Origin of the sequence: Tenacibaculum finnmarkense genomovar ulcerans (assembly GCF_900239495.1) — a bacterium.
GTDB lineage: Bacteria > Bacteroidota > Bacteroidia > Flavobacteriales > Flavobacteriaceae > Polaribacter > Polaribacter ulcerans.
Window position 1 is genome coordinate 45,379 of record NZ_OENE01000015.1, and the last position, 21,306, is coordinate 66,684.

19 protein-coding genes and 5 tRNA genes are annotated in these 21,306 nt (G+C 33.8%); all 24 read right to left on the reverse strand.

Annotated features, from left to right (window positions below):
* Positions 1-42 precede the first annotated feature (42 nt).
* The gene (locus DPIF8902391_RS05315) at positions 43-351 is read right to left on the reverse strand and encodes a DUF3467 domain-containing protein (RefSeq protein WP_058885593.1); all 309 of its coding nucleotides are present in this window, start codon (positions 349-351) and stop codon (positions 43-45) included.
* A gap of 55 nt (positions 352-406) precedes the next feature.
* Positions 407-4,678, reverse strand: a complete 4,272-nt coding sequence (gene rpoC / locus DPIF8902391_RS05320) for a DNA-directed RNA polymerase subunit beta' (RefSeq protein WP_058885594.1) — start codon at positions 4,676-4,678, stop codon at positions 407-409.
* Positions 4,679-4,793: 115 nt separating this feature from the next.
* On the reverse strand, positions 4,794-8,606 hold the full coding sequence (gene rpoB, locus DPIF8902391_RS05325) for a DNA-directed RNA polymerase subunit beta (RefSeq protein ID WP_058885595.1): 3,813 nt from the start codon (positions 8,604-8,606) through the stop codon (positions 4,794-4,796).
* 235 nt (positions 8,607-8,841) lie between these two features.
* Positions 8,842-9,213: a 50S ribosomal protein L7/L12 gene (gene rplL / locus DPIF8902391_RS05330; RefSeq protein ID WP_058885596.1), complete on the reverse strand. Its 372-nt coding sequence runs from the start codon at positions 9,211-9,213 to the stop codon at positions 8,842-8,844.
* A 48-nt stretch (positions 9,214-9,261) separates the two neighbouring features.
* Entirely contained in the window at positions 9,262-9,777 is a 516-nt protein-coding gene (gene rplJ, locus DPIF8902391_RS05335) for a 50S ribosomal protein L10 (protein WP_058885597.1), read from the reverse strand.
* 18 nt (positions 9,778-9,795) lie between these two features.
* A complete protein-coding gene (gene rplA, locus DPIF8902391_RS05340) occupies positions 9,796-10,488 on the reverse strand; it encodes a 50S ribosomal protein L1 (protein WP_058885598.1) in 693 nt (230 codons plus the stop codon).
* Between the two features lie 20 nt (positions 10,489-10,508).
* On the reverse strand, positions 10,509-10,946 hold the full coding sequence (rplK, locus tag DPIF8902391_RS05345; protein WP_058885599.1) for a 50S ribosomal protein L11: 438 nt from the start codon (positions 10,944-10,946) through the stop codon (positions 10,509-10,511).
* A 68-nt stretch (positions 10,947-11,014) separates the two neighbouring features.
* A complete protein-coding gene (gene nusG, locus DPIF8902391_RS05350; RefSeq protein WP_058886291.1) occupies positions 11,015-11,563 on the reverse strand; it encodes a transcription termination/antitermination protein NusG in 549 nt (182 codons plus the stop codon).
* 2 nt (positions 11,564-11,565) lie between these two features.
* Positions 11,566-11,757 carry a preprotein translocase subunit SecE gene (secE, locus tag DPIF8902391_RS05355; RefSeq protein WP_058885600.1) on the reverse strand — a complete coding sequence of 64 codons (192 nt, stop codon included), beginning with the start codon at positions 11,755-11,757 and terminating at the stop codon, positions 11,566-11,568.
* Between the two features lie 54 nt (positions 11,758-11,811).
* Positions 11,812-11,883 (reverse strand) — tRNA-Trp (locus DPIF8902391_RS05360).
* 62 nt (positions 11,884-11,945) lie between these two features.
* Positions 11,946-13,133 (reverse strand): elongation factor Tu, encoded by a 1,188-nt coding sequence (tuf, locus tag DPIF8902391_RS05365; RefSeq protein WP_058885601.1) that lies wholly within the window; start codon positions 13,131-13,133, stop codon positions 11,946-11,948.
* 73 nt (positions 13,134-13,206) lie between these two features.
* A tRNA-Thr gene (locus tag DPIF8902391_RS05370) sits at positions 13,207-13,279 on the reverse strand.
* 10 nt (positions 13,280-13,289) lie between these two features.
* A tRNA-Gly gene (locus tag DPIF8902391_RS05375) sits at positions 13,290-13,362 on the reverse strand.
* Between the two features lie 70 nt (positions 13,363-13,432).
* Positions 13,433-13,515: transfer RNA gene (locus DPIF8902391_RS05380), tRNA-Tyr, on the reverse strand.
* A gap of 45 nt (positions 13,516-13,560) precedes the next feature.
* Positions 13,561-13,634: transfer RNA gene (locus DPIF8902391_RS05385), tRNA-Thr, on the reverse strand.
* Between the two features lie 111 nt (positions 13,635-13,745).
* Positions 13,746-14,054, reverse strand: coding sequence for an HPF/RaiA family ribosome-associated protein (locus DPIF8902391_RS05390; RefSeq protein WP_058885602.1), 309 nt, complete (start codon positions 14,052-14,054; stop codon positions 13,746-13,748).
* A 13-nt stretch (positions 14,055-14,067) separates the two neighbouring features.
* The gene (locus tag DPIF8902391_RS05395; RefSeq protein WP_144430062.1) at positions 14,068-14,955 is read right to left on the reverse strand and encodes a tyrosine-type recombinase/integrase; all 888 of its coding nucleotides are present in this window, start codon (positions 14,953-14,955) and stop codon (positions 14,068-14,070) included.
* Between the two features lie 116 nt (positions 14,956-15,071).
* On the reverse strand, positions 15,072-15,269 hold the full coding sequence (rpsU, locus tag DPIF8902391_RS05400) for a 30S ribosomal protein S21 (protein ID WP_028888499.1): 198 nt from the start codon (positions 15,267-15,269) through the stop codon (positions 15,072-15,074).
* Positions 15,270-15,493: 224 nt separating this feature from the next.
* Positions 15,494-16,660 (reverse strand): acyl-CoA dehydrogenase family protein, encoded by a 1,167-nt coding sequence (locus DPIF8902391_RS05405; RefSeq protein WP_172505244.1) that lies wholly within the window; start codon positions 16,658-16,660, stop codon positions 15,494-15,496.
* A gap of 25 nt (positions 16,661-16,685) precedes the next feature.
* Positions 16,686-17,402: a helix-hairpin-helix domain-containing protein gene (locus DPIF8902391_RS05410; RefSeq protein WP_172505245.1), complete on the reverse strand. Its 717-nt coding sequence runs from the start codon at positions 17,400-17,402 to the stop codon at positions 16,686-16,688.
* A 49-nt stretch (positions 17,403-17,451) separates the two neighbouring features.
* The gene (locus tag DPIF8902391_RS05415; protein WP_058885606.1) at positions 17,452-19,032 is read right to left on the reverse strand and encodes an alanine/glycine:cation symporter family protein; all 1,581 of its coding nucleotides are present in this window, start codon (positions 19,030-19,032) and stop codon (positions 17,452-17,454) included.
* An 85-nt stretch (positions 19,033-19,117) separates the two neighbouring features.
* Entirely contained in the window at positions 19,118-20,017 is a 900-nt protein-coding gene (locus DPIF8902391_RS05420) for an SDR family oxidoreductase (RefSeq protein ID WP_058886292.1), read from the reverse strand.
* Positions 20,018-20,028: 11 nt separating this feature from the next.
* Positions 20,029-21,033, reverse strand: coding sequence for a potassium channel family protein (locus DPIF8902391_RS05425; protein ID WP_172505246.1), 1,005 nt, complete (start codon positions 21,031-21,033; stop codon positions 20,029-20,031).
* Positions 21,030-21,257 (reverse strand): hypothetical protein, encoded by a 228-nt coding sequence (locus DPIF8902391_RS05430; protein WP_058885608.1) that lies wholly within the window; start codon positions 21,255-21,257, stop codon positions 21,030-21,032. Before DPIF8902391_RS05430 ends, DPIF8902391_RS05425 begins: the two co-directional genes overlap by 4 nt.
* Positions 21,258-21,306 lie beyond the last annotated feature (49 nt).

Sequence of the window (21,306 nt, forward strand, 5' to 3'; positions counted from 1 at the left end):
AAAAATAAAAAAACGTCTAATTATAGACGTTTTTTTTTGTTTTTAAGCTTCCCCTGTTGTCCCTCCAAAATTCATTGGAATTGGTACCTGCTCATAGTCTTTAATTTCACCATTTGTTTGTTCAAATTTTTGAACATTTTCAACCAAAGCTTTTGCAAGTCTTTTAGCATGTTGTGGTGTTAAAATAATTCTTGATTTTACCTTTGGCTTTGGAATACCTGGCATAATATTGATAAAATCAACGATAAATTCTGATACTGAATGATTGATTATCGCTAAATTACTATAGGTTCCTTCAGCAATATCTTGATCTAATTCAATATTTAATTGTGGTTCTTTATTGTTTTCCATAATATTAATAATAAAAAAAGGCCTCTAAAAAATTTAGAGGCCTTTGTATTAAAAATTATAAATTTTCTTCCATTTCTTCTCTAGGCCCTACAATCTGACGATCGTAAGATCTCATTCCTGTACCTGCTGGTATACGTTTACCTACAATTACATTTTCTTTTAATCCTTCTAAGGTATCAATTTTACCGTTTACTGCGGCTTCGTTTAATACTTTAGTAGTTTCCTGGAACGACGCTGCCGATATAAATGATTTCGTTTGTAACGAAGCTCTAGTAATCCCTTGTAAAATTTGTTCAGCTGTTGCTGGTTTCGCTTCACGAGCGGCTACTAAATTTTTATCTGCTCTACGTAAAATAGAATTTTCATCTCTTAATTGACGTGCCGAAACAATCTGTCCTGCTTGTAAATTTTCAGAATCTCCTGCATCTTCAACAACTTTCATTCCGTAGATAGCATCATTGTCTTTGATAAAGTCATTCTTATGAATTAATTGATTTTCTAGTAATAAGGTATCTCCAGAATCAATAATTCTAACTTTACGCATCATTTGACGTACTACTACTTCGAAATGCTTGTCATTAATTTTTACACCCTGTAAACGATATACTTCTTGAATTTCGTTTACTAAATATTGTTGTACCGCTGAAGGTCCTTGAATATTTAAAATATCGATAGGCGTTGTCGCTCCATCAGATAAAGGCATACCTGCTTTAATAAAATCGTTCTCTTGAACTAAAATTTGGTTTGATAATTTTACTAAATACTTAGTAATATCTCCTGTTTTAGATTCAATAATAATTTCACGATTTCCTCGCTTAATTTTACCGAAAGATACTACACCATCAATCTGAGCAATTACTGCTGGATTAGATGGGTTACGTGCTTCAAATAATTCTGTTACACGTGGTAAACCTCCTGTAATATCGCCTGCTTTACCAGACTTACGTGGAATTTTCACTAAAGTATGACCTGTTTCAACTTTATCACCATCGCTAATCATTAAGTGAGCACCTACTGGTAAACTATACGAACGTAACGCATTACCATCAGCATCTTCAATAATTAATGAAGCAATGATTTTTTTGTTTTTAGAGTCAATCATAACTTTCTCTTGGAAACCAGTTTGCTCATCAACTTCAACAGTATAATTAATACCTTGTTCTAAGTTATCAAACTTCACACGTCCTCCAAATTCAGATACGATAACCCCGTTAAATGGATCCCACTGACATACAGCATCTCCTTTTTTAATGGTTTTCATATCTTTATTAAAGATAATTGAACCATAAGGAATAATGTTTGTACTTAATACGATTTCTGTCTTTTTGTCAATGATTTTGATTTCGGCAGTACGTGAAATAACTATTTCTATTTCATTTCCGTCTTTATCTTTACCATTTACAGTACGTAAATCTTCAATTTTAACATTACCTTCATATTTTGCAATCAACTTATTCTCTTCAGAAATGTTTCCTGCTACCCCTCCAACGTGGAAAGTACGTAATGTTAACTGTGTACCAGGCTCTCCAATAGATTGTGCTGCAATTACACCAACTGCTTCACCTCTTTGAACTTTTTTACCTGTTGATAATGATTGTCCGTAACATTTTTCACAAATTCCTCTTTCAGATTCACATGTTAATGCCGAACGAACTTCTACTTTATCAATACCGCTTGCTTGAATTGTATTTGCTAATTTTGATGTAATTAATTCACCAGAAGCAACGATAATATCATCAGAATTTGGTGCATATACATCATTTAAAGATGTACGCCCTGTAATTCTATCAGATAATGATTCAACGATTTCATCATTTTTCTTTAAAGGGGCAACTTCTAACCCTCTTAAAGTTCCACAATCAACTTCGTTTACAATTACATCTTGTGATACATCTACTAAACGACGAGTTAAGTAACCAGCATCGGCTGTTTTAAGAGCCGTATCCGCTAAACCTTTACGAGCACCGTGAGTAGAGATAAAGTATTCTAAAATTGATAATCCTTCCTTAAAGTTAGAAAGAATTGGATTTTCAATAATTTCTCCACCTCCAGCGGTTGATTTTTTAGGTTTTGCCATTAATCCACGCATACCTGTTAACTGACGAATTTGTTCTTTAGAACCCCTTGCACCAGAATCAAGCATCATAAATACCGAGTTAAACCCTTGCTGATCTTCTCGTAAACGCTTCATAGATAATTCTGTTAATCTGTTATTTGCAGACCCCCAAATATCAATTACCTGATTATAACGTTCTTTGTTAGTTAACATTCCCATGTTATAGTTAGATACAATTACGTCCACCTCTTTATTAGCTTCAGCAATCATCCCTTCCTTTTCTTCAGGAATAATAATATCTCCTAATGAGAAAGATAAACCACCTTCAAAGGCGTATTTATACCCCATATTTTTAATTTCATCTAAGAAATCTCCAACAGCAGGAATATTAGTTACTTTTAAAATATCACCAATAATACCTCTTAATGATTTTTTAGTTAAAACCTCATTAATATATCCAGCTTCTTTTGGTACTTTTTCATTAAATAAAACTCTACCAACCGTAGTTGCTACAATTCTAGTTATATGTTCGCCATCTACAACATCTGCTGTACGAACTTTTATACCTGCGTTTAAGTCTACTCTTTCTTCATTTAAGGCGATAATAACCTCTTCTGGAGAATAAAAAGTTAATCCTTCACCTTTAATAAGCACTTCAGGTGTAGATTTTCTTTCTTTAGTCATATAATAAAGACCCAATACCATATCCTGAGATGGTACCGTTACTGGTGCTCCATTTGCAGGGTTTAAAATATTGTGAGAACCTAACATTAAAATCTGAGCTTCTAAAATAGCTTCAGGCCCTAATGGTAAGTGAACAGCCATTTGATCTCCATCAAAATCGGCATTAAATGCCGAACATGCTAATGGATGTAAACGAATCGCTTTTCCTTCAATTAATTTTGGTTGAAAAGATTGAATACCTAAACGGTGTAATGTAGGTGCACGGTTTAATAAAACTGGATGTCCTTTAATTACATTTTCTAAGATATCCCAAACAACTGGCTCTTTTCTATCTATAATTTTCTTTGCAGATTTTACAGTTTTTACAATTCCTCTTTCTATTAACTTACGAATAACGAAAGGTTTGTATAATTCTGCTGCCATATCTTTTGGCAATCCACATTCAAATAATCTTAATTCTGGTCCAACAACAATTACCGAACGTGCAGAATAATCAACACGCTTACCTAGTAAGTTTTGACGGAAACGACCTTGCTTCCCTTTCAAACTATCAGATAACGATTTTAACGGTCTGTTAGATTCTGTTTTTACTGCTGATGATTTACGTGTGTTATCAAATAAAGAATCTACTGATTCTTGTAACATACGTTTTTCATTACGTAAAATAACCTCAGGTGCTTTAATTTCCATTAATCGTTTTAAACGATTATTACGGATAATTACACGACGGTATAAATCGTTTAAATCTGAAGTAGCAAAACGACCTCCATCTAATGGCACTAAAGGACGTAATTCTGGCGGTATAACTGGTACAGCCTTCATAATCATCCACTCAGGATTGTTCTCTCTATTTTTCTGAGAATCTCTAAAAGCTTCAACAACATTTAAACGCTTTAATGCTTCGTTTTTACGTTGCTTAGAAGTTTCAGTATTTGCTTTATGACGTAATTCAAATGATAAAGAGTCTAAATCAATTCTTTCTAATAAATCGATTAAACATTCAGCTCCCATTTTAGCGATAAACTTAGTAGGATCTGTATCATCTAAATACATGTTTTCTTGTGGAAGTGTATCTAAGATATCTAAATACTCTTCTTCTGTTAAGAAGTCCATTTTATTCAATGACTCTCCTTCAGCAGTTTTAGCATCACCTGCTTGAATTACTACGTAACGTTCGTAGTAAATAATCATGTCTAACTTTTTAGATGGCAACCCTAAAAGGTATCCCATTTTGTTAGGCAATGATCTAAAATACCAAATATGTGCTACTGGTACAACTAAATTAATGTGACCTACTCTATCTCTACGTACCTTTTTCTCGGTAACTTCAACCCCACATCGGTCACAAATGATTCCTTTATAACGGATTCTTTTGTATTTACCACAGGCACACTCATAGTCCTTTATAGGACCGAATATACGCTCACAAAACAACCCATCTCTTTCTGGTTTATGTGTACGGTAATTTATAGTTTCTGGTTTTAAAACCTCACCTCTAGATGCCTCTAAAATAGACTCCGGAGATGCTAAACCAATTGAAATTTTGTTAAACTTTTTAACAGTGTATTTTTCGTTCTTTCTTGCCATAATAAGTAATGGATTCGAATTAAAAATTGCCTCTAATTAAGGCGTATATTTAAAATGATTTATCATTCGATAATTCATCAAAACTGACGATTATCGAATGATATTTCACTGTTTGTTATTCCTCTAATTTAACATCTAATCCTAAACCTTTCAGTTCGTGCATTAATACATTAAATGATTCTGGTAAACCTGGTTCTGGCATAGTTTCACCTTTTACGATTGCTTCGTAAGTTTTGGCTCTACCTAATACATCATCAGATTTAACGGTTAAGATTTCTCTTAATATACTTGATGCACCATATGCTTCTAATGCCCAAACTTCCATCTCTCCAAAACGCTGCCCTCCAAATTGAGCTTTACCTCCAAGTGGTTGTTGTGTAATTAAAGAGTAAGGTCCGATAGAACGCGCATGCATTTTATCTTCAATCATGTGACCTAACTTAATCATATAAATGATCCCTACCGTTGCTGGCTGATCGAAACGTTTTCCTGTACCTCCATCATATAAATAGGTATGTCCGTAACGTGGAATTCCTGCTTGATCTGTTAAGGTGTTAATTTGGTCAATGTTTGCTCCATCAAAAATTGGTGTTGCATATTTTTGATCTAATTTTTGACCTGCCCATCCAAGAACAGTTTCATAAATCTGACCAATATTCATACGCGATGGTACCCCTAATGGATTTAATACAATATCAACAGGTGTTCCATCTGCTAAGAAAGGCATATCTTCAGCTCTAACAATACGAGCAACAATACCTTTATTTCCGTGACGTCCTGCCATCTTATCTCCTACTTTTAATTTACGTTTTTTAGCAACATAAATTTTTGCAAGTTTTAAGATTCCTGCTGGTAATTCATCACCTACAGAAATTGTAAATTTCTCACGACGTAAAGAACCTTGTAAATCGTTAACTTTAATTTTATAATTGTGAACTAATTCAACAACTAATCTATTCAAGTCTTTATCGGTAGTCCAAGTTCCGTGTAAGTGCGTAAAATCACCTACAGAATTTAACATTTTTTGAGTGAATTTTTTACCTTTTGGTAACACTTCCTCTCCTAAATCATTAAATACTCCTTGAGAAGTTTTTCCTGTAATAAGATTAAATAATTTTTCAATTAATAAATCTTTTAAATCTTCAAACTTGTGTACATAAGATGCTTCTAAAACAGCAATAGCTTCTTTATCTCTTGCACGTTTTGTTTTATCTTTTACAGCACGTTGGAATAATTTTTTATTAATTACTACCCCTCTTAATGATGGAGAAGCTTTTAGTGATGCATCTTTTACATCACCTGCTTTATCACCAAAGATAGCTCTTAATAATTTTTCTTCAGGAGTTGGGTCAGATTCACCTTTTGGAGTAATTTTACCAATTAAGATATCTCCTGGGTTAACCTCTGCACCAATACGAATCATTCCATTTTCATCTAAGTCTTTAGTAGCCTCTTCTGAAACGTTAGGAATATCGTTTGTTAATTCTTCAGCTCCTAATTTCGTATCACGAACATCTAATGAATATTCGTCAATATGAATAGAAGTGAAAATATCTTCACGAACAACTTTTTCTGAAATTACAATCGCATCCTCAAAGTTATACCCTTTCCAAGGCATAAAGGCTACTTTCATATTTCTACCTAAAGCTAATTCTCCTTTTTGTGTTGCGTATCCTTCACAAAGTACTTGACCTTCTTCAACTCTATCTCCAACTTTTACAATTGGTTTTAAGTTAATGTTCGTACCTTGATTCGTTTTTCTAAACTTAATTAAGTTATATGAAATATCATCTGAATCAAAGCTAACTAAACGCTCTTCATCTGATCTGTCATACTTAATTCTAATTTTATTAGCATCAACATACTCAATAACTCCAGGACCTTCAGCATTGATTAAAATACGAGAATCTTTTGCAACTCTACGCTCTAATCCTGTACCTACAATTGGTGATTCTGGACGCAATAATGGAACTGCTTGACGCATCATGTTCGATCCCATTAAGGCTCTATTGGCATCATCATGCTCTAAGAAAGGAATTAATGATGCTGATATAGATGCTATCTGGTTAGGGGCAACATCCATATAATCAATTTCAGTAGGTGTTACTACAGGGAAATCTCCCCCTTCACGTGAAATTAATTTATCTCCAACAAAATCTCCAGCTGCACTTACCTCTAAATTAGACTGTGCAAACTTCATTCCTTCTTCTTCCTCAGCACTTAAATATATATGCTCTTGGTGTACATCTACATTTCCTTCGATAACCTTTTTATAAGGTGTTTCGATAAAACCTAAACTGTTAACCTTTGCAAATACTGCTAAAGATGAAATTAATCCAATATTCGGTCCCTCAGGAGTTTCAATTGGACATAAACGTCCGTAGTGTGTATAGTGAACATCACGAACCTCGAATCCTGCTCTTTCTCTAGATAAACCTCCAGGTCCTAGTGCTGATAAACGACGTTTGTGCGTAATCTCAGCTAATGGATTGGTTTGATCCATAAATTGAGATAACTGGTTGGTTCCAAAAAACGAATTAATTACTGAAGATAAGGTCTTCGCATTAATTAAATCAATAGGAGTAAATACCTCGTTATCACGTACATTCATTCTTTCACGAATAGTACGAGCCATACGAGCTAAACCTACACCAAACTGACCTGCTAATTGTTCACCAACAGTTCTTACACGACGGTTAGATAAATGGTCAATATCATCTACTTCTGCTTTTGAGTTAATTAACTCAATTAAGTATTTGATAATGGTAATAATGTCATTCTTAGTTAATACCTTCTGATCAATCGGCTCATTTAACTGTAACTTGGTGTTCATTCTAAAACGACCAACTTCACCTAAACTATAACGTTGCTCAGAGAAGAATAATTTTTCAATAATTCCTCTTGCTGTTTCCTCATCTGGCGGCTCAGCATTACGTAATTGTCTGTAGACGTGTTCTACTGCTTCTTTTTCAGAATTCGTAGGATCTTTCTGCAGTGTATTGTGAATGATGGCATAATCGGCCATGTCATTATCTACCTTATGTAATAAGATAGTTTTAGCACCTGCGTCAATTATTTCATCAATATGTTCTTTCTCTATGATGGTATCACGGTCGAAAACAATTTCGTTACGTTCAATAGACACCACTTCACCGGTATCTTCATCAACGAAATCTTCATGCCAAGTTTTTAAAACTCTAGCAGCTAATTTACGCCCTAATACTTTTTTTAATCCTGCTTTAGAAACCTTAATTTCCTCTGCTAAATCAAAAATTTCTAATATATCTTTATCTCTTTCAAAACCAATGGCTCTGAATAACGTAGTTACTGGTAGTTTTTTCTTTCTATCAATATAAGCATACATTACTTGATTGATATCAGTTGCAAATTCTATCCAAGATCCTTTAAAAGGGATTACTCTTGCAGAATACAACTTAGTTCCGTTTGCATGAAAAGATTGTCCAAAAAACACCCCTGGTGAACGGTGTAATTGAGATACAACAACTCGTTCCGCTCCATTAATAATGAAGGTTCCAGAATTTGTCATATAAGGAATAGTACCTAAATACACATCTTGAACAATAGTTTCAAAATCTTCGTGTTCAGGATCTGTACAGTAAAGCTTTAATCTTGCTTTTAAAGGAACACTATGTGTTAAACCTCTTTCAATACATTCTTGTATACTATATCTTGGTGGATCTACAAAGTAGTCTAAAAATTCTAATACAAATTGATTACGGGTATCTGTAATCGGAAAGTTATCCATGAAGGTTTTGTACAAACCTTCTTCACCTCGCTCATCAGCTTTGGTTTGCAATTGGAAAAAATCTTGGAAAGATTTCACCTGAATATCCAAAAAGTCTGGATAATCGGTACCTAATTGCGATGATGCGAAGTTAATTCTTTCAGTAGTGTTTATCGTTGCCAAAAGAGATGCTATTTTTAAATTAAAAATATTATTTTTTGAAACTATCTCGTTTCAATAATGCAATTTTAATTGCTTTGCTAACTCAGCGTTAGCTCTTTACAGTCGTACTATTATAGTGTTACAGATGTAATAAAATAAAGAACGAATATATACACAAAATGGTTTAGGACCAGAAACGGATGTTTCTAGTACCTAAACCTTAATTGTTTTACCTAGTTAAAACCAGGAATATAGATTACTTAATCTCTGCTTCAGCTCCTGCTTCTTCTAAAGATTTTAAAAGACCTTCAGCCTCATCTTTAGATACTCCTTCTTTTACTGGTGCTGGTGCGCTATCAACGATTGCTTTAGCTTCTTTTAAACCTAATCCAGTTAATTCTTTAACTAACTTTACTACAGCTAATTTAGAACCACCTGCTGCTTTTAAGATAACATCAAATTCAGTTTGCTCATCTGCTGCATCTCCTCCTGCTGCTGGACCTGCTACTGCTACTGCTGCTGCTGCTGGCTCAATACCATACTCATCTTTTAAAATATCAGCTAATTCATTAACTTCTTTTACTGTTAAGTTAACTAATTGCTCTGCGAAATCTTTTAATTCTGCCATTTTAATTGTGTTTTGAAATTTTATTATTTAGTTTATTTGTGCGCGTACTTATTTATCTGATAATGTCTTTAAGATACCAGATAACTTGTTACCTCCTGATTGTAATGCTGAAACAACATTCTTAGCAGGCGATTGTAATAATGAGATAATATCTCCAATAAGCTCTTCTCTAGACTTAATGTTAACTAATGCGTCTAATTGGTCATCTCCAACATAAACAGATTCTTCAACAAAAGCACCTTTTAATAAAGGCTTCTCTGATTTTTTTCTGAACTCTTTGATAACTTTAGCAGGGGCGTTAGACACCTCCGAGATCATCATTGAAGTATTTCCTTTTAAAACAGCTGGTAAGTCTCCGAAGTCTTTATCAGAAGCTTCCATTGCTTTTGCAAGCAATGTGTTTTTAATAACAGCTAACTCTACGTTTGCTTTAAAACAAGCTCTTCTTAGATTTGAAGTAGTAACTGCATCTAATCCAGAAATATCTGCTAAATAGATGGTACTTGTATCTGCTAATCTTGCTGTTAAATCTTGTATTACTTGTAATTTGTCTTCTCTTGTCATAATTAAAAGTTTAAGTGCCTATAATGATATAGATTTTTCATCTACAGCAATACTAGGACTCATAGTTGAAGACATAAATATACTCTTTATATAATCTCCTTTAGCCGCTGTTGGCTTTAATTTAACTAACGTTTGTAATAACTCATTTGCATTTTCCTGAATCTTCTGAGCATCAAAAGATACTTTTCCGATTGCAGCATGTACAATACCAGTTTTATCAACTTTAAAGTCAATTTTACCAGCTTTAACTTCTTGTACTGCTTTTGCAACGTTCATAGTTACTGTACCTGTTTTTGGGTTAGGCATTAAACCTCTTGGTCCTAAAACACGACCTAAAGGACCTAACTTACCCATAACACTAGGCATAGTTATAATCACATCAACATCAGTCCAACCTCCTTTAATTTTCTGAAGGTATTCGTCTAATCCAACATAATCTGCACCAGCTGCAACAGCTTCTGCTTCTTTATCTGGAGTAACTAATGCTAATACTTTCACGTCTTTTCCTGTTCCGTGAGGTAATGTTACAACACCACGTACCATTTGATTTGCTTTACGAGGATCAACTCCTAAGCGCACTGCTAAATCAACAGACGCGTCAAATTTTACAGTTGTAATTTCTTTAACTAAGGTTGCTGCATCGTTTAAGCTGTAAACTTTAGAGCTATCTACCTTAGAACGAGCTTCTTTTTGCTTTCTAGTAATTGCCATTTCTAAATATCTTTTAAAGTTTAAGCAGGTGCATTACCTGTTACTGTTAATCCCATAGAACGAGCGGTTCCGGCTATCATTTTCATTGCTGACTCGACTTTAAAGGCATTCATATCTACCATTTTGTCTTCTGCAATTACTTGAATTTGATCCCAAGAAACACTTGCTACTTTTTTTCTGTTTGGTTCTCCCGAACCTTTCTTAATTTTGGCCGCTTCTAACAATTGTACTGCAGCTGGTGGTGTTTTTACAACAAACTCGAAAGATTTGTCTTTATAAACAGTAATCACAACAGGTAAAACTTTACCTTGCTTGTCCTGCGTACGAGCATTAAATTGCTTACAGAACTCCATGATATTAACACCGGCAGCACCTAAAGCGGGTCCAACTGGTGGCGACGGATTCGCAGCACCTCCCCTAACTTGTAGTTTAACTAATTTACTTATTTCTTTTGCCATTGTTTAAGATTTAAAAACGATATGCTTAAAATGGAAGCTTTAAACACATCTAAATATAGGTGTAACGATTATATTTTTTCTACTTGCATATAGTTTAATTCTAATGGAGTTTTTCTTCCGAAAATTTTAACCATTACTTCTAACTTACGCTTTTCCTCATTAACTTTCTCAACAATACCGTCAAAACCATTAAAAGGACCATCAATTACCTTCACTGTTTCACCAGTATTAAAAGGAATTGCAATATTTTCATCTTTTACAGAAAGTTCATCAACTTTCCCTAACATTCTGTTTACCTCTGATTTACGCATCGGTACCGGTTCACCACCTTTTGTTTCACCTAAAAAACCAATAACGCCTGTTACTGATTTTATCACGTGAGGTACCTCTCCGGCTAAATTAGCCTCTACCATTACATATCCAGGAAAATAAACTCTTTCTCTGTTAACTTTCTTTCCGTTTCTTACTTGAATAACTTTTTCTGTAGGAACGATAACTTTACTTACAAAATCAGACAAACCAAAACGAGCGATCTCTGTCTCAATATAAGTTTTAACCTTATTCTCTTGACCACCAACAGCTCTTACCACATACCACTTCATTACTGAGTCAGCCATCATTAAAACATTTTAAAGAAATTATCTAATCCTGTTTGAAAAACTTTATCTACTCCTGCTACGACTAAAGCAAAAACGATTGTAAACGCCGCAACAATTACAGTAGACTTTTGTGCTTCTTCACGAGAAGCCCATGTCATATTTGTATTTAATTCTTCAAAAGAACCTTTGATGTATTGTATAAAGTTATTCATTTTGTTATCCTTTTAGCGAGTTACAATTTATCATTATAACTCGCTTTAATTATGCACGGACGGAGAGATTCGAACTCCCGACAGCTGGTTTTGGAGACCAGTGCTCTACCGCTGAACTACGTCCGTATTTTATTTTAAAAGGAGTCTCTCATTTAAGAGACTCCTTTTTTATAATATAAACTAATAAATTAGTCTAAAATTTCAGTAACCTGACCTGCACCTACTGTTCTACCACCTTCACGGATAGCAAACTGTAAACCTAAGTTTAATGCAATTGGTTGGATTAATTCAACTGTAATAGTTAAGTTATCACCAGGCATAACCATTTCTACACCTTCAGGTAAGAAAATATTTCCTGTTACATCAGTAGTACGTACGTAAAACTGAGGGCGATAGTTATTATGGAATGGAGTGTGACGTCCACCTTCTTCTTTTTTCAATACATACACCTCAGCCTTAAACTTAGCGTGTGGAGTTACAGAACCTGGCTTACAGATTACCATTCCTCTTTTAATATCTTCTTTAGCAATACCTCTTAATAAGATACCTGCATTATCTCCAGCCTCACCTCTATCTAAGATTTGACGGAACATTTCAATACCAGTAACTGTAGAAGCTAACTTCTCAGTACCCATACCGATAATATCTACAGCATCACCAGAATTGATGATCCCTGTTTCAATACGACCAGTTGCAACAGTACCACGACCAGTAATAGAAAATACATCTTCAATCGGCATTAAGAAATCCTTTTCAGTTTCTCTTAAAGGCTCTTCAATCCAAGCATCAACAGCAGCCATTAATTCTAAAACAGTGTTAACCCATTTTTCTTCACCATTTAAAGCTCCTAAAGCTGAACCTGAAACTACAGGACCATTATCTCCATCATATTCATAGAAAGATAATAATTCTCTTACTTCCATTTCTACTAACTCAAGTAACTCCTCATCATCAACCATGTCAACTTTATTCAAGAAAACAACCATACGAGGAATACCTACTTGACGACCTAATAAGATGTGCTCACGTGTTTGTGGCATAGGACCATCAGTTGCAGCTACTACTAAAATAGCTCCATCCATTTGAGCAGCACCTGTTACCATGTTCTTTACGTAATCCGCGTGACCTGGACAGTCTACGTGCGCGTAGTGACGGTTTTGAGTTGCATATTCAACGTGAGAAGAGTTAATTGTAATACCTCTCTCTTTTTCTTCTGGTGCATTATCGATTTGATCAAAATCTCTAGCTTCAGAGAATCCTGCATCAGCTAATACTTTTGTGATAGCAGCAGTTAATGTAGTTTTACCGTGATCTACGTGACCAATAGTTCCAACGTTTAAGTGGGGCTTCGAACGATCGTAAGTTTCTTTTGCCATGATATTAATTTTAATTCTTTAGTTAAATATTTAGTGTTACTTTAAATCTTTTTTCAAAAAAACTCTAAAAAAGAGCCAATGATCGGATTTGAACCGATGACCTCATCCCTACCAAGGATGCGCTCTACCAACTGAGCTACACCGGCGTAGTTTTAGAGCGAAAGACCAGGTTCGAACTGGCGACATTCAGCTTGGAAGGCTGACGCTCTACCAACTGAGCTACTTTCGCGTATTTTTAAAACCTTTCATCAATAATCAAAAGTTGAAGCTTAACTATTGACTAATCAGTTTTAAAAAAGTGGGGAGAGCAGGATTCGAACCTGCGAAGTCGTAAGACAACGGAGTTACAGTCCGTCCCAGTTGGCCGCTTTGGTATCTCCCCTATTTTTTTTTGGTACTTAATAAATAATGAACTTTTGTTTTATTGAGCCAATGGAGGGACTCGAACCCACGACCTGCTGATTACAAATCAGCTGCTCTAGCCAGCTGAGCTACATCGGCTTTTAATTGTCAATAAAAACAATCCGCTATTTCTAACGGATTGCAAATGTATAAAGTATTTTCTATATTTTAAAACTTTTTTGAAGTTTTTTTTAAAAAACTTTTATTTTTTTATTCAACCAAGGTGCTTCTTTGCTTCTCTTTTGACTTTTTTAAGCTTCTTTTTAAAGAGTCAATAGCAATGTTTACGCCCTCTTCAAAGGTTTTGGTTTGTTTTTTAACCATAAATTCATCACCTGGTATGTTTATTTTTATCTCCGTGATTTTATTTTCCTTCTCGCTAGCTTTTTGTACTTTTAAATATACTTCTGCATCAACTATTTTATCATGGAACTTTTCTAAACCTTCAATTTTCTTTTCAATATAATCGATTAAACTTTTATCTGCTGTAAAGTTTACTGACTGTGTGAATACTTTCATAATTTTCCAATCTTTATTTTGACTCTCTAGGATGAGCCTTATTATACACTTTTTTTATTTGCTCCAAGCTGCTATGCGTATACACTTGGGTCGAGGCTAAACTTGAATGTCCTAGTAATTCTTTAACCGAATTTAACGACGCACCGTTGTTTAATAGGTGTGTAGCAAAAGCATGCCTTAATATATGTGGGCTTTTTTTTGCTTTCGTAGACACTTTACTAAAGTACACATTTATTATTCGGTACACAAGTTTTTCGTAAATTTTAGCACCTCTTTCAGTTATCAAAAGTGCTTCTTCCCCTGCTACCTCGTATGTTTTCTTTAAAATTAAATACTCCTTTAACGTTTTTAGTACTGTTGAAAGCAGCATTACATAGCGTTCTTTATTTCTTTTACCTAGTACTTTTATGGCTTGTTTGCTAAAATCGATGTCTTTTTCTTTAATATTAATCATTTCAATTCGCCTCATTCCTGTGGAGTAGAGCAATTCTACAATTAATTTATTTCTTACCGATTCAAAATTATCAGGTTCACTTAAAAGCGCAATTACTTCCTGTATTTCATCAACATCAAAAGGTGTTTGTATTTTTTTTTGAACTTTTAATGCTTTGTGTTTTGCCATTGGATTGTTTTCAATGGCGGCTATTTTTTGCAAAAAAGTATAAAATGTTTTTAAAGAACTCATTTTTCGATTTACACTTCTGTTTGATATTTGAGCATCAATAAGTGAAACGATCCAGGTTCTTATTTGATTGTAATGAATAGTTGCCAAATCTTCTTGGTCAAATTCGGTGATGCAAAAATCTTTAAAACCAAGTAAATCTATCCGATAGGCATTAATCGTGTTTTTTGAATAGTTTTTTTCGTGTTCTAGGTAGTCTAAGAAAGCTGTTAGTAGCATAAAGCCTATTTTAATATTTTAATGCTGCTACTCTAACAGCTTTTGAAAAATAAAGGTACAAAAAAAACCTGCATTGAAATTAATCAATACAGGTTCTGTAAATTAATAAACTATTTCTAGCTTACTTCTTCTTTAGTTCTTAGTCCTTGAACGTAAGACGCTTTCTTCATTTGAGCACGTTTAACAACAGACGGTTTATTGAACTGTTTTTTATCACGTAGTTGTCTTAAGATTTTTACATCTCTAAACTTTCGTTTGTAACGTTTTAACGCTCTATCGATATTCTCTCCCTCTTTAATTGGAATAATTAACATATATTAGCACCTCCCTTCATTGTAGTCTCTAAATTTTTATTTTTAGGACTGCAAATGTACTGAGTCTTATTTTAATCTACAATTATTTTTATACTTATTTTAAAGTTGGTTACCGCATTAGCGATTGAAACGGCATCCTTTTTTATTTTTTATAAAAAAGATATAGTGGAAAGCGCGACCTGCAAGGGAATGCCCAAAACATCTTTTTTATAGTAATTCAAAAATTAGGTTACCGGCTTATACTCTTTTTTATCGATAATCATTTTAGCGATAATCTCTTTTAGAATTTCTGAAGTTCCGCCACCAATAGGACCTAAACGGCTATCGCGTAACAAACGTGCCAACGGATATTCTTCCATATACCCATAACCACCCAATAATTGCAAGGCATCATAAATTACTTCATCCGCCATTTTAGTAGATAGCATTTTACTCATACTCGCCTCTTTTACTACGTAAACGCCATCGTTGAGTCTTTTTGTAATCGAATAATTATATTCTCGACACATATCAACTTTTGATGCCATTTCTGCCACCTTATGACGCAGCGCCTGAAACTTGTCTAAAGTTTTACCAAAAGCCTGCCTTTCACTCATATATTGCAACACATAATCAACCGCATATTCGGCTCTTGCATGGGCGTTAATTGCCATAATTAAACGCTCTAAAGCGAAATGTTGCATAATATAAGGAAATCCTTTTCCTTCTTCGCCCATTAAATTTTGAGCAGGAATTACCACGTTATCAAAGGCAATTTCGGCGGTGTCGGATGCTCTCCATCCTAGTTTGTCTAATTTAGTTGCTGATATTCCTGGAGTATCTCTATCAACAATAAAAATACTCATTCCTTTATGTTTTTCCTGCGGATTTGTTTTAGCAGCAACCACCAAATAATCGGAATATATTCCGTTGGTAATAAATGTTTTTGAACCGTTAATTACATAGGTATCGTCTTTTTTAACAGCCGTAGTACGCATTCCTGCAACATCGCTTCCGCCAAAAGGTTCTGAAATACATAGACAGCCAATTTTATCGCCGTTAATACTTGGTGTTAAATAGTCTTTTTTTATACGAGCGTCTCCTTCTTTATTTAAATGTGTCATTGCCAAGTAAGCGTGTGCCCACATTGCAGCGGCAAAACCTCCTGAGTTTACTTTCTGTAATTCTTCTAAAAAAATTACGGTATAAAAAAGATCTAAACCTAAACCGCCATGTTCTTCTGGCTGATTTAATCCGAAATAACCCATTTCACCAAATTTCTTCCAAATAAAACGTTCTACAGCTCCATCTTTTTCCCATTTATTTATATGAGGAACTACTTCTTTTTGTAAAAAGCTTTTAAAACTTTCACGAAAAGATTCGTGCTCTTCAGTAAAGTACATATTGTTCATAATTGTATATGCGTTTATTGTTTGTTTATTCTGCTTTCAAATATAAAACTATTCTATCATATTTATCAATTGGAAATTGAGCGATATTTTTTATTTCTGATATATCTTGAAGTTCTGCAACTTCTTCTCGGTATTCCATAATTTTTTTACAAAGCTGGTAATTAATATGAGGGATTTTTAATATTTGTTTAAATGAAGCAGTATTTATATTGATTTTAACGATTCGTTTTGCTGTTTTTGATGCAGCTTTCTCTGAAAAATTTACAGTAGAAAAATCAGAATAATTTGAAGTGCGTCTTTTTTTTGCTGCTTCTTTTTTGCGTTTTAGTACCCAATCTGGGAATTTAAAATACGGCGAAATTTTACCGAGTAAACTATCTGATACTTTTGTTATTTGTTGAAATTCTTTTGCTGAATTCACAAATTTACCTTGTTTTCTGTACGCGTGTAATTTATCAATTTCTAGCAGACTCATACCTAATTTACTTCCTTTAAAATCGGTAATATAATTGGGATTAAAAGGGTATGTTTTTGGTTTTTTAGCTGCTAAAGCAATTGTTTTTAAACTGTCTATTTTTTGTTGAAAAGCACGTATTTCTGTTGAAGTTGTAGCTGTTTTTTTATCCGAAGAAAAATAAAGGTAAAAATAGATAATCTGAAGGATAAAAAGGATAAGGCATAAAAAGAAAATCCCATTTCTTTGGCGTTTGTGATACCAGAAATGGGATTTAAATAATTTCATTTTTATGTTTTTTTAGCTGTAATAAAAACGCTTTAAAATCTTATAAATTCTATAAGTTTTTTGCCTTAATCGCATCTAAATAAATGGTTAATTCTTCTTTTACCTTTGGATATAAGAAAAACAATCCAATTACGTTTGGTACTGCCATGGCAAAAATCATTGCATCAGAAAAATCTGTTACCGCTCCTAAACTTGCTGCTGAACCAATAATTACGAATAAACAAAATAATATTTTATAAGTATAATCGGCTGCTTTTGAACGACCAAATAAGAACATCCATCCTTGTAATCCGTAGTAAGACCATGATAACATGGTTGAAAAAGCAAACAATACTACCGCCATTGTTAATACGTAAGGAAACCAAGGAATTACCGAAGCAAATGCTTTTGAGGTTGCCAAAACACCGTCTGGAGATTTTGTTCCGTAGGTCATAATACTTCCATCACTATTGGTAATAATAATTACTAAAGCGGTCATGGTACACACCACAACGGTATCAATAAAAGGCTCTAATAAAGCCACTAAACCTTCTGATGCTGGATATTTTGTTCTTACTGCTGAATGGGCAATTGCTGCCGACCCAACTCCTGCTTCGTTTGAAAATGCTGCTCTTTGAAAACCAATAATTAACACTCCTAATATACCTCCTGAAATTCCTTTTGCATTAAAAGCGCCATCCCAAATTTGACCGAAAGCGTTTCCTATTAACGAAAACTTAGCAACTAAAATAATTATAGCAGCTAACACATAAATTCCTACCATAAAAGGTACGATTTTTTCTGTAATATTTCCAATTCTTTTAATTCCTCCGATAATTACAACACCTACTAAAACAGACATTACAATACCGAATGTTAAAGCAGTTGATAAATCTGTTGAACCAATCATACTACCAAATTGCTGTGCTGCTTGGTTTGCTTGAAACATGTTTCCTCCTCCAAAAGAACCACCAACAACCATAATAGCGAAAATAACGGCTAATATTTTACCTAAAGTACTTTTACCTACATCGGCTAATCCTTTTCTTAAATAATACATCGGTCCACCGTAAATGGTACCATCTTCGCCTACATCTCTATATTTTACTCCTAAAGTACACTCTACGAATTTTGATGACATTCCTATTAAACCTGCTATAACCATCCAAAAAGTTGCTCCTGGTCCTCCTAATGATAACGCCACCGCTACCCCTGCAATATTACCTAAACCAACAGTTCCTGAAAGTGCTGCTGTTAACGCTTGAAAGTGAGATACTTCTCCTTCTGTTCCTTCTACTCTAATGGTTTCAATCGCATCACCTCCTGGTGTTGGATCTCCTTCCATAACATCTGTTGTTACATGGTCAATTTCGTCATACTTTCCACTAACAATGTTTATAGAAGTTGGAAATAATCGGATATTTACAAATTTGAATAATATTGTAAATATTAACCCCGACATTAATAACATTATTATTACTAGAGGCATTTTTACTCCTCCTCCTAATTCTATTGAGTAAAAAACAAAACCACCCCAAGCATCAGCAACAGGTTTAAACCCTTCATTTATCTTTTCAGCTAAACCTTTTTCTTGTGCGAACGTGAACATCGGTATTATTAATAATAACAATGTAAGAAGTCTTTTATTCATATAAATATGTTTATTTTTAGTTTGTAATTCGCAATATCATAAAAAATTGTACTTTCAACAAGTTTTTGTGCGTTAAATATACTCTTTAAGTTAGTTTTTCTTTAAATTTCTGTAAATTTTCTTGGAATGATTTTGGATAAAATTGCAATACTTCAGTAGTCTTTTTTAGGTTAAAACCTGTTTTAGAGGGTCTTGTTGCCGCCTGCTGTAATTCACTTGTTTTTATAGGCTTAATTAGGCTTTTATCTAACTGAAAAACTACTGCTATTTGCTGGGCTATTTCATAAATACTCAACAATGTGTTTGATGAAATATTAAAAATTCCTGTGGCTTTTTTATCGAGTGCTAATTTACAGGCAAGTGCCAAATCATCTACATAGGTTGGCATGCGGTACTGATCATTAACAATGGTAATTTCTTTTTTATCTTCTAATGATTTTTTTACCCAAAGCACAATATTAATTCGCGACATATCAAAAACTTTTCCATACACTAAAACAGTTCTAAGAATGGTGTAATCTATGTTTGATTGGGTTAAAATTTGCTCTGCTTTTAATTTTGATATTCCATAATAATTAACAGGATTTGGTGCATCAGTTTCTTTATAAAAGCCTTTTTTACCGTCAAATATAAAATCGGTAGATATGTGAATCAAGTGTGTGTTATTAGCTGATGAAAAAAAACTCAAAGTATCAACGACATCAATATTTAAAAGATCGCAGGCTGTTTTATTGGTTTCACAAGCATCAACGTTTGTCATTGCAGCGGTATTTATAATAACATCTGGTTGATATTCTTCTAAATTTTTTAATAGGTTTTTTTTATCTGTAATATCAATAGAACTATATTCAAAATCGGTTCTTCCGCTTCTATTTTTTCCTTTCGAAAAACCAATTACTTGATATTTTTGTGGTTCTTCTAATAATAAATTAACCAAACTTTGCCCTAACAATCCATTACTTCCTGTAATAACTACTTTTTTCATTTTACTTTTCATTAAAATAACTCCCTTAGCTTAATAATTTGCTCAGGACGACCTAACACAATTAAACTTCCCCCAGCTTTAAGACTTAAAGAGGCTTCCGGATTAATAATATACTCCTTGTTCTTTCTGCGATATCCGATAACGGTACAGCCTGTTTTTTTTCGTATATCTAAATCTAAAATTGTTCTATTTAAATATTCTGTAGGCAGGTTATCAATCTGTATTTCTTCCAAATTAGCCGTCGTGTCGCCTTCTATAGTTAACCGATCTACAAATTCAATAACATCAGGAGTTACCACTAATGACGCCATGTGTGCACCGCCTAATTTATCGGGCATAATTACATTATCGGCCCCTGCAATTTTAAGTTTACTGCAAGATGACTCTTCCGAAGCTCTGCTAATTATTTTACATTTTTTATTTAACTGACTAGCGGTTAATACCACAAATAAATTGTCGGCATCTGAAGGTAAAACCGTTATTAAATAATCGGCATTTAAAATCCCTGCCTTTAGCAATGCTTCATCGGTAGTAGCATCGCCTTGAATATTTAAAATTTCATGTTCGTCTAATTCTTTAATAATATCGTCATACTTTTCAATAACTACTAATTTTTGATTGTAGCTATGTAATTTTGAAATAGCTTGTTTTCCGTTTCTTCCATACCCGCAAACAATGGTATGCCCTTGTAATTTTTCAATTTTTTTTTGCACTTTTTTTGTTTTTAATTGATCAAAAAATTGCCCACTTATTAAATATTCTGAAAATAACGAAACGGCATATCCGAAGGTAAATAAACTCGATACTATTAAACCGATCGTAAATATTTTTTCGCCAGTTCCGAACGGATGAACTTCACCAAAACCAATAGTGGTAATGGTAATTATAGTCATGTATAAAGCATCAATAAAAGAATACTTAAATAGCCACATATACCCGACTATTCCTATTAGTAAAATAAGTAACGAGAATAAAACCGCCTTATATAATTTTGATTTAAAGAGGCTCTTTATCATAAATCAAAAACAGAGGTTCGTTTGGTGTAAATCATATCTTTTAATCGCAATAAAAAAGCGAGCGTTAAATACACGCCAAACGATAAACCGATGGTTACAAATGATATGTAAATAAAAAATAACCGCACATTGGTGGCACGCATTCCTAATTTATCGGCAAAGCGAGAAGATACCGCAAAACCATGGCGTTCAAAAAAATGACGCACCGCATGAATGAGTTTCATATTAACTTGTTTTAACTGCAAGATACCAATTTACAGCCATTTGTTTATA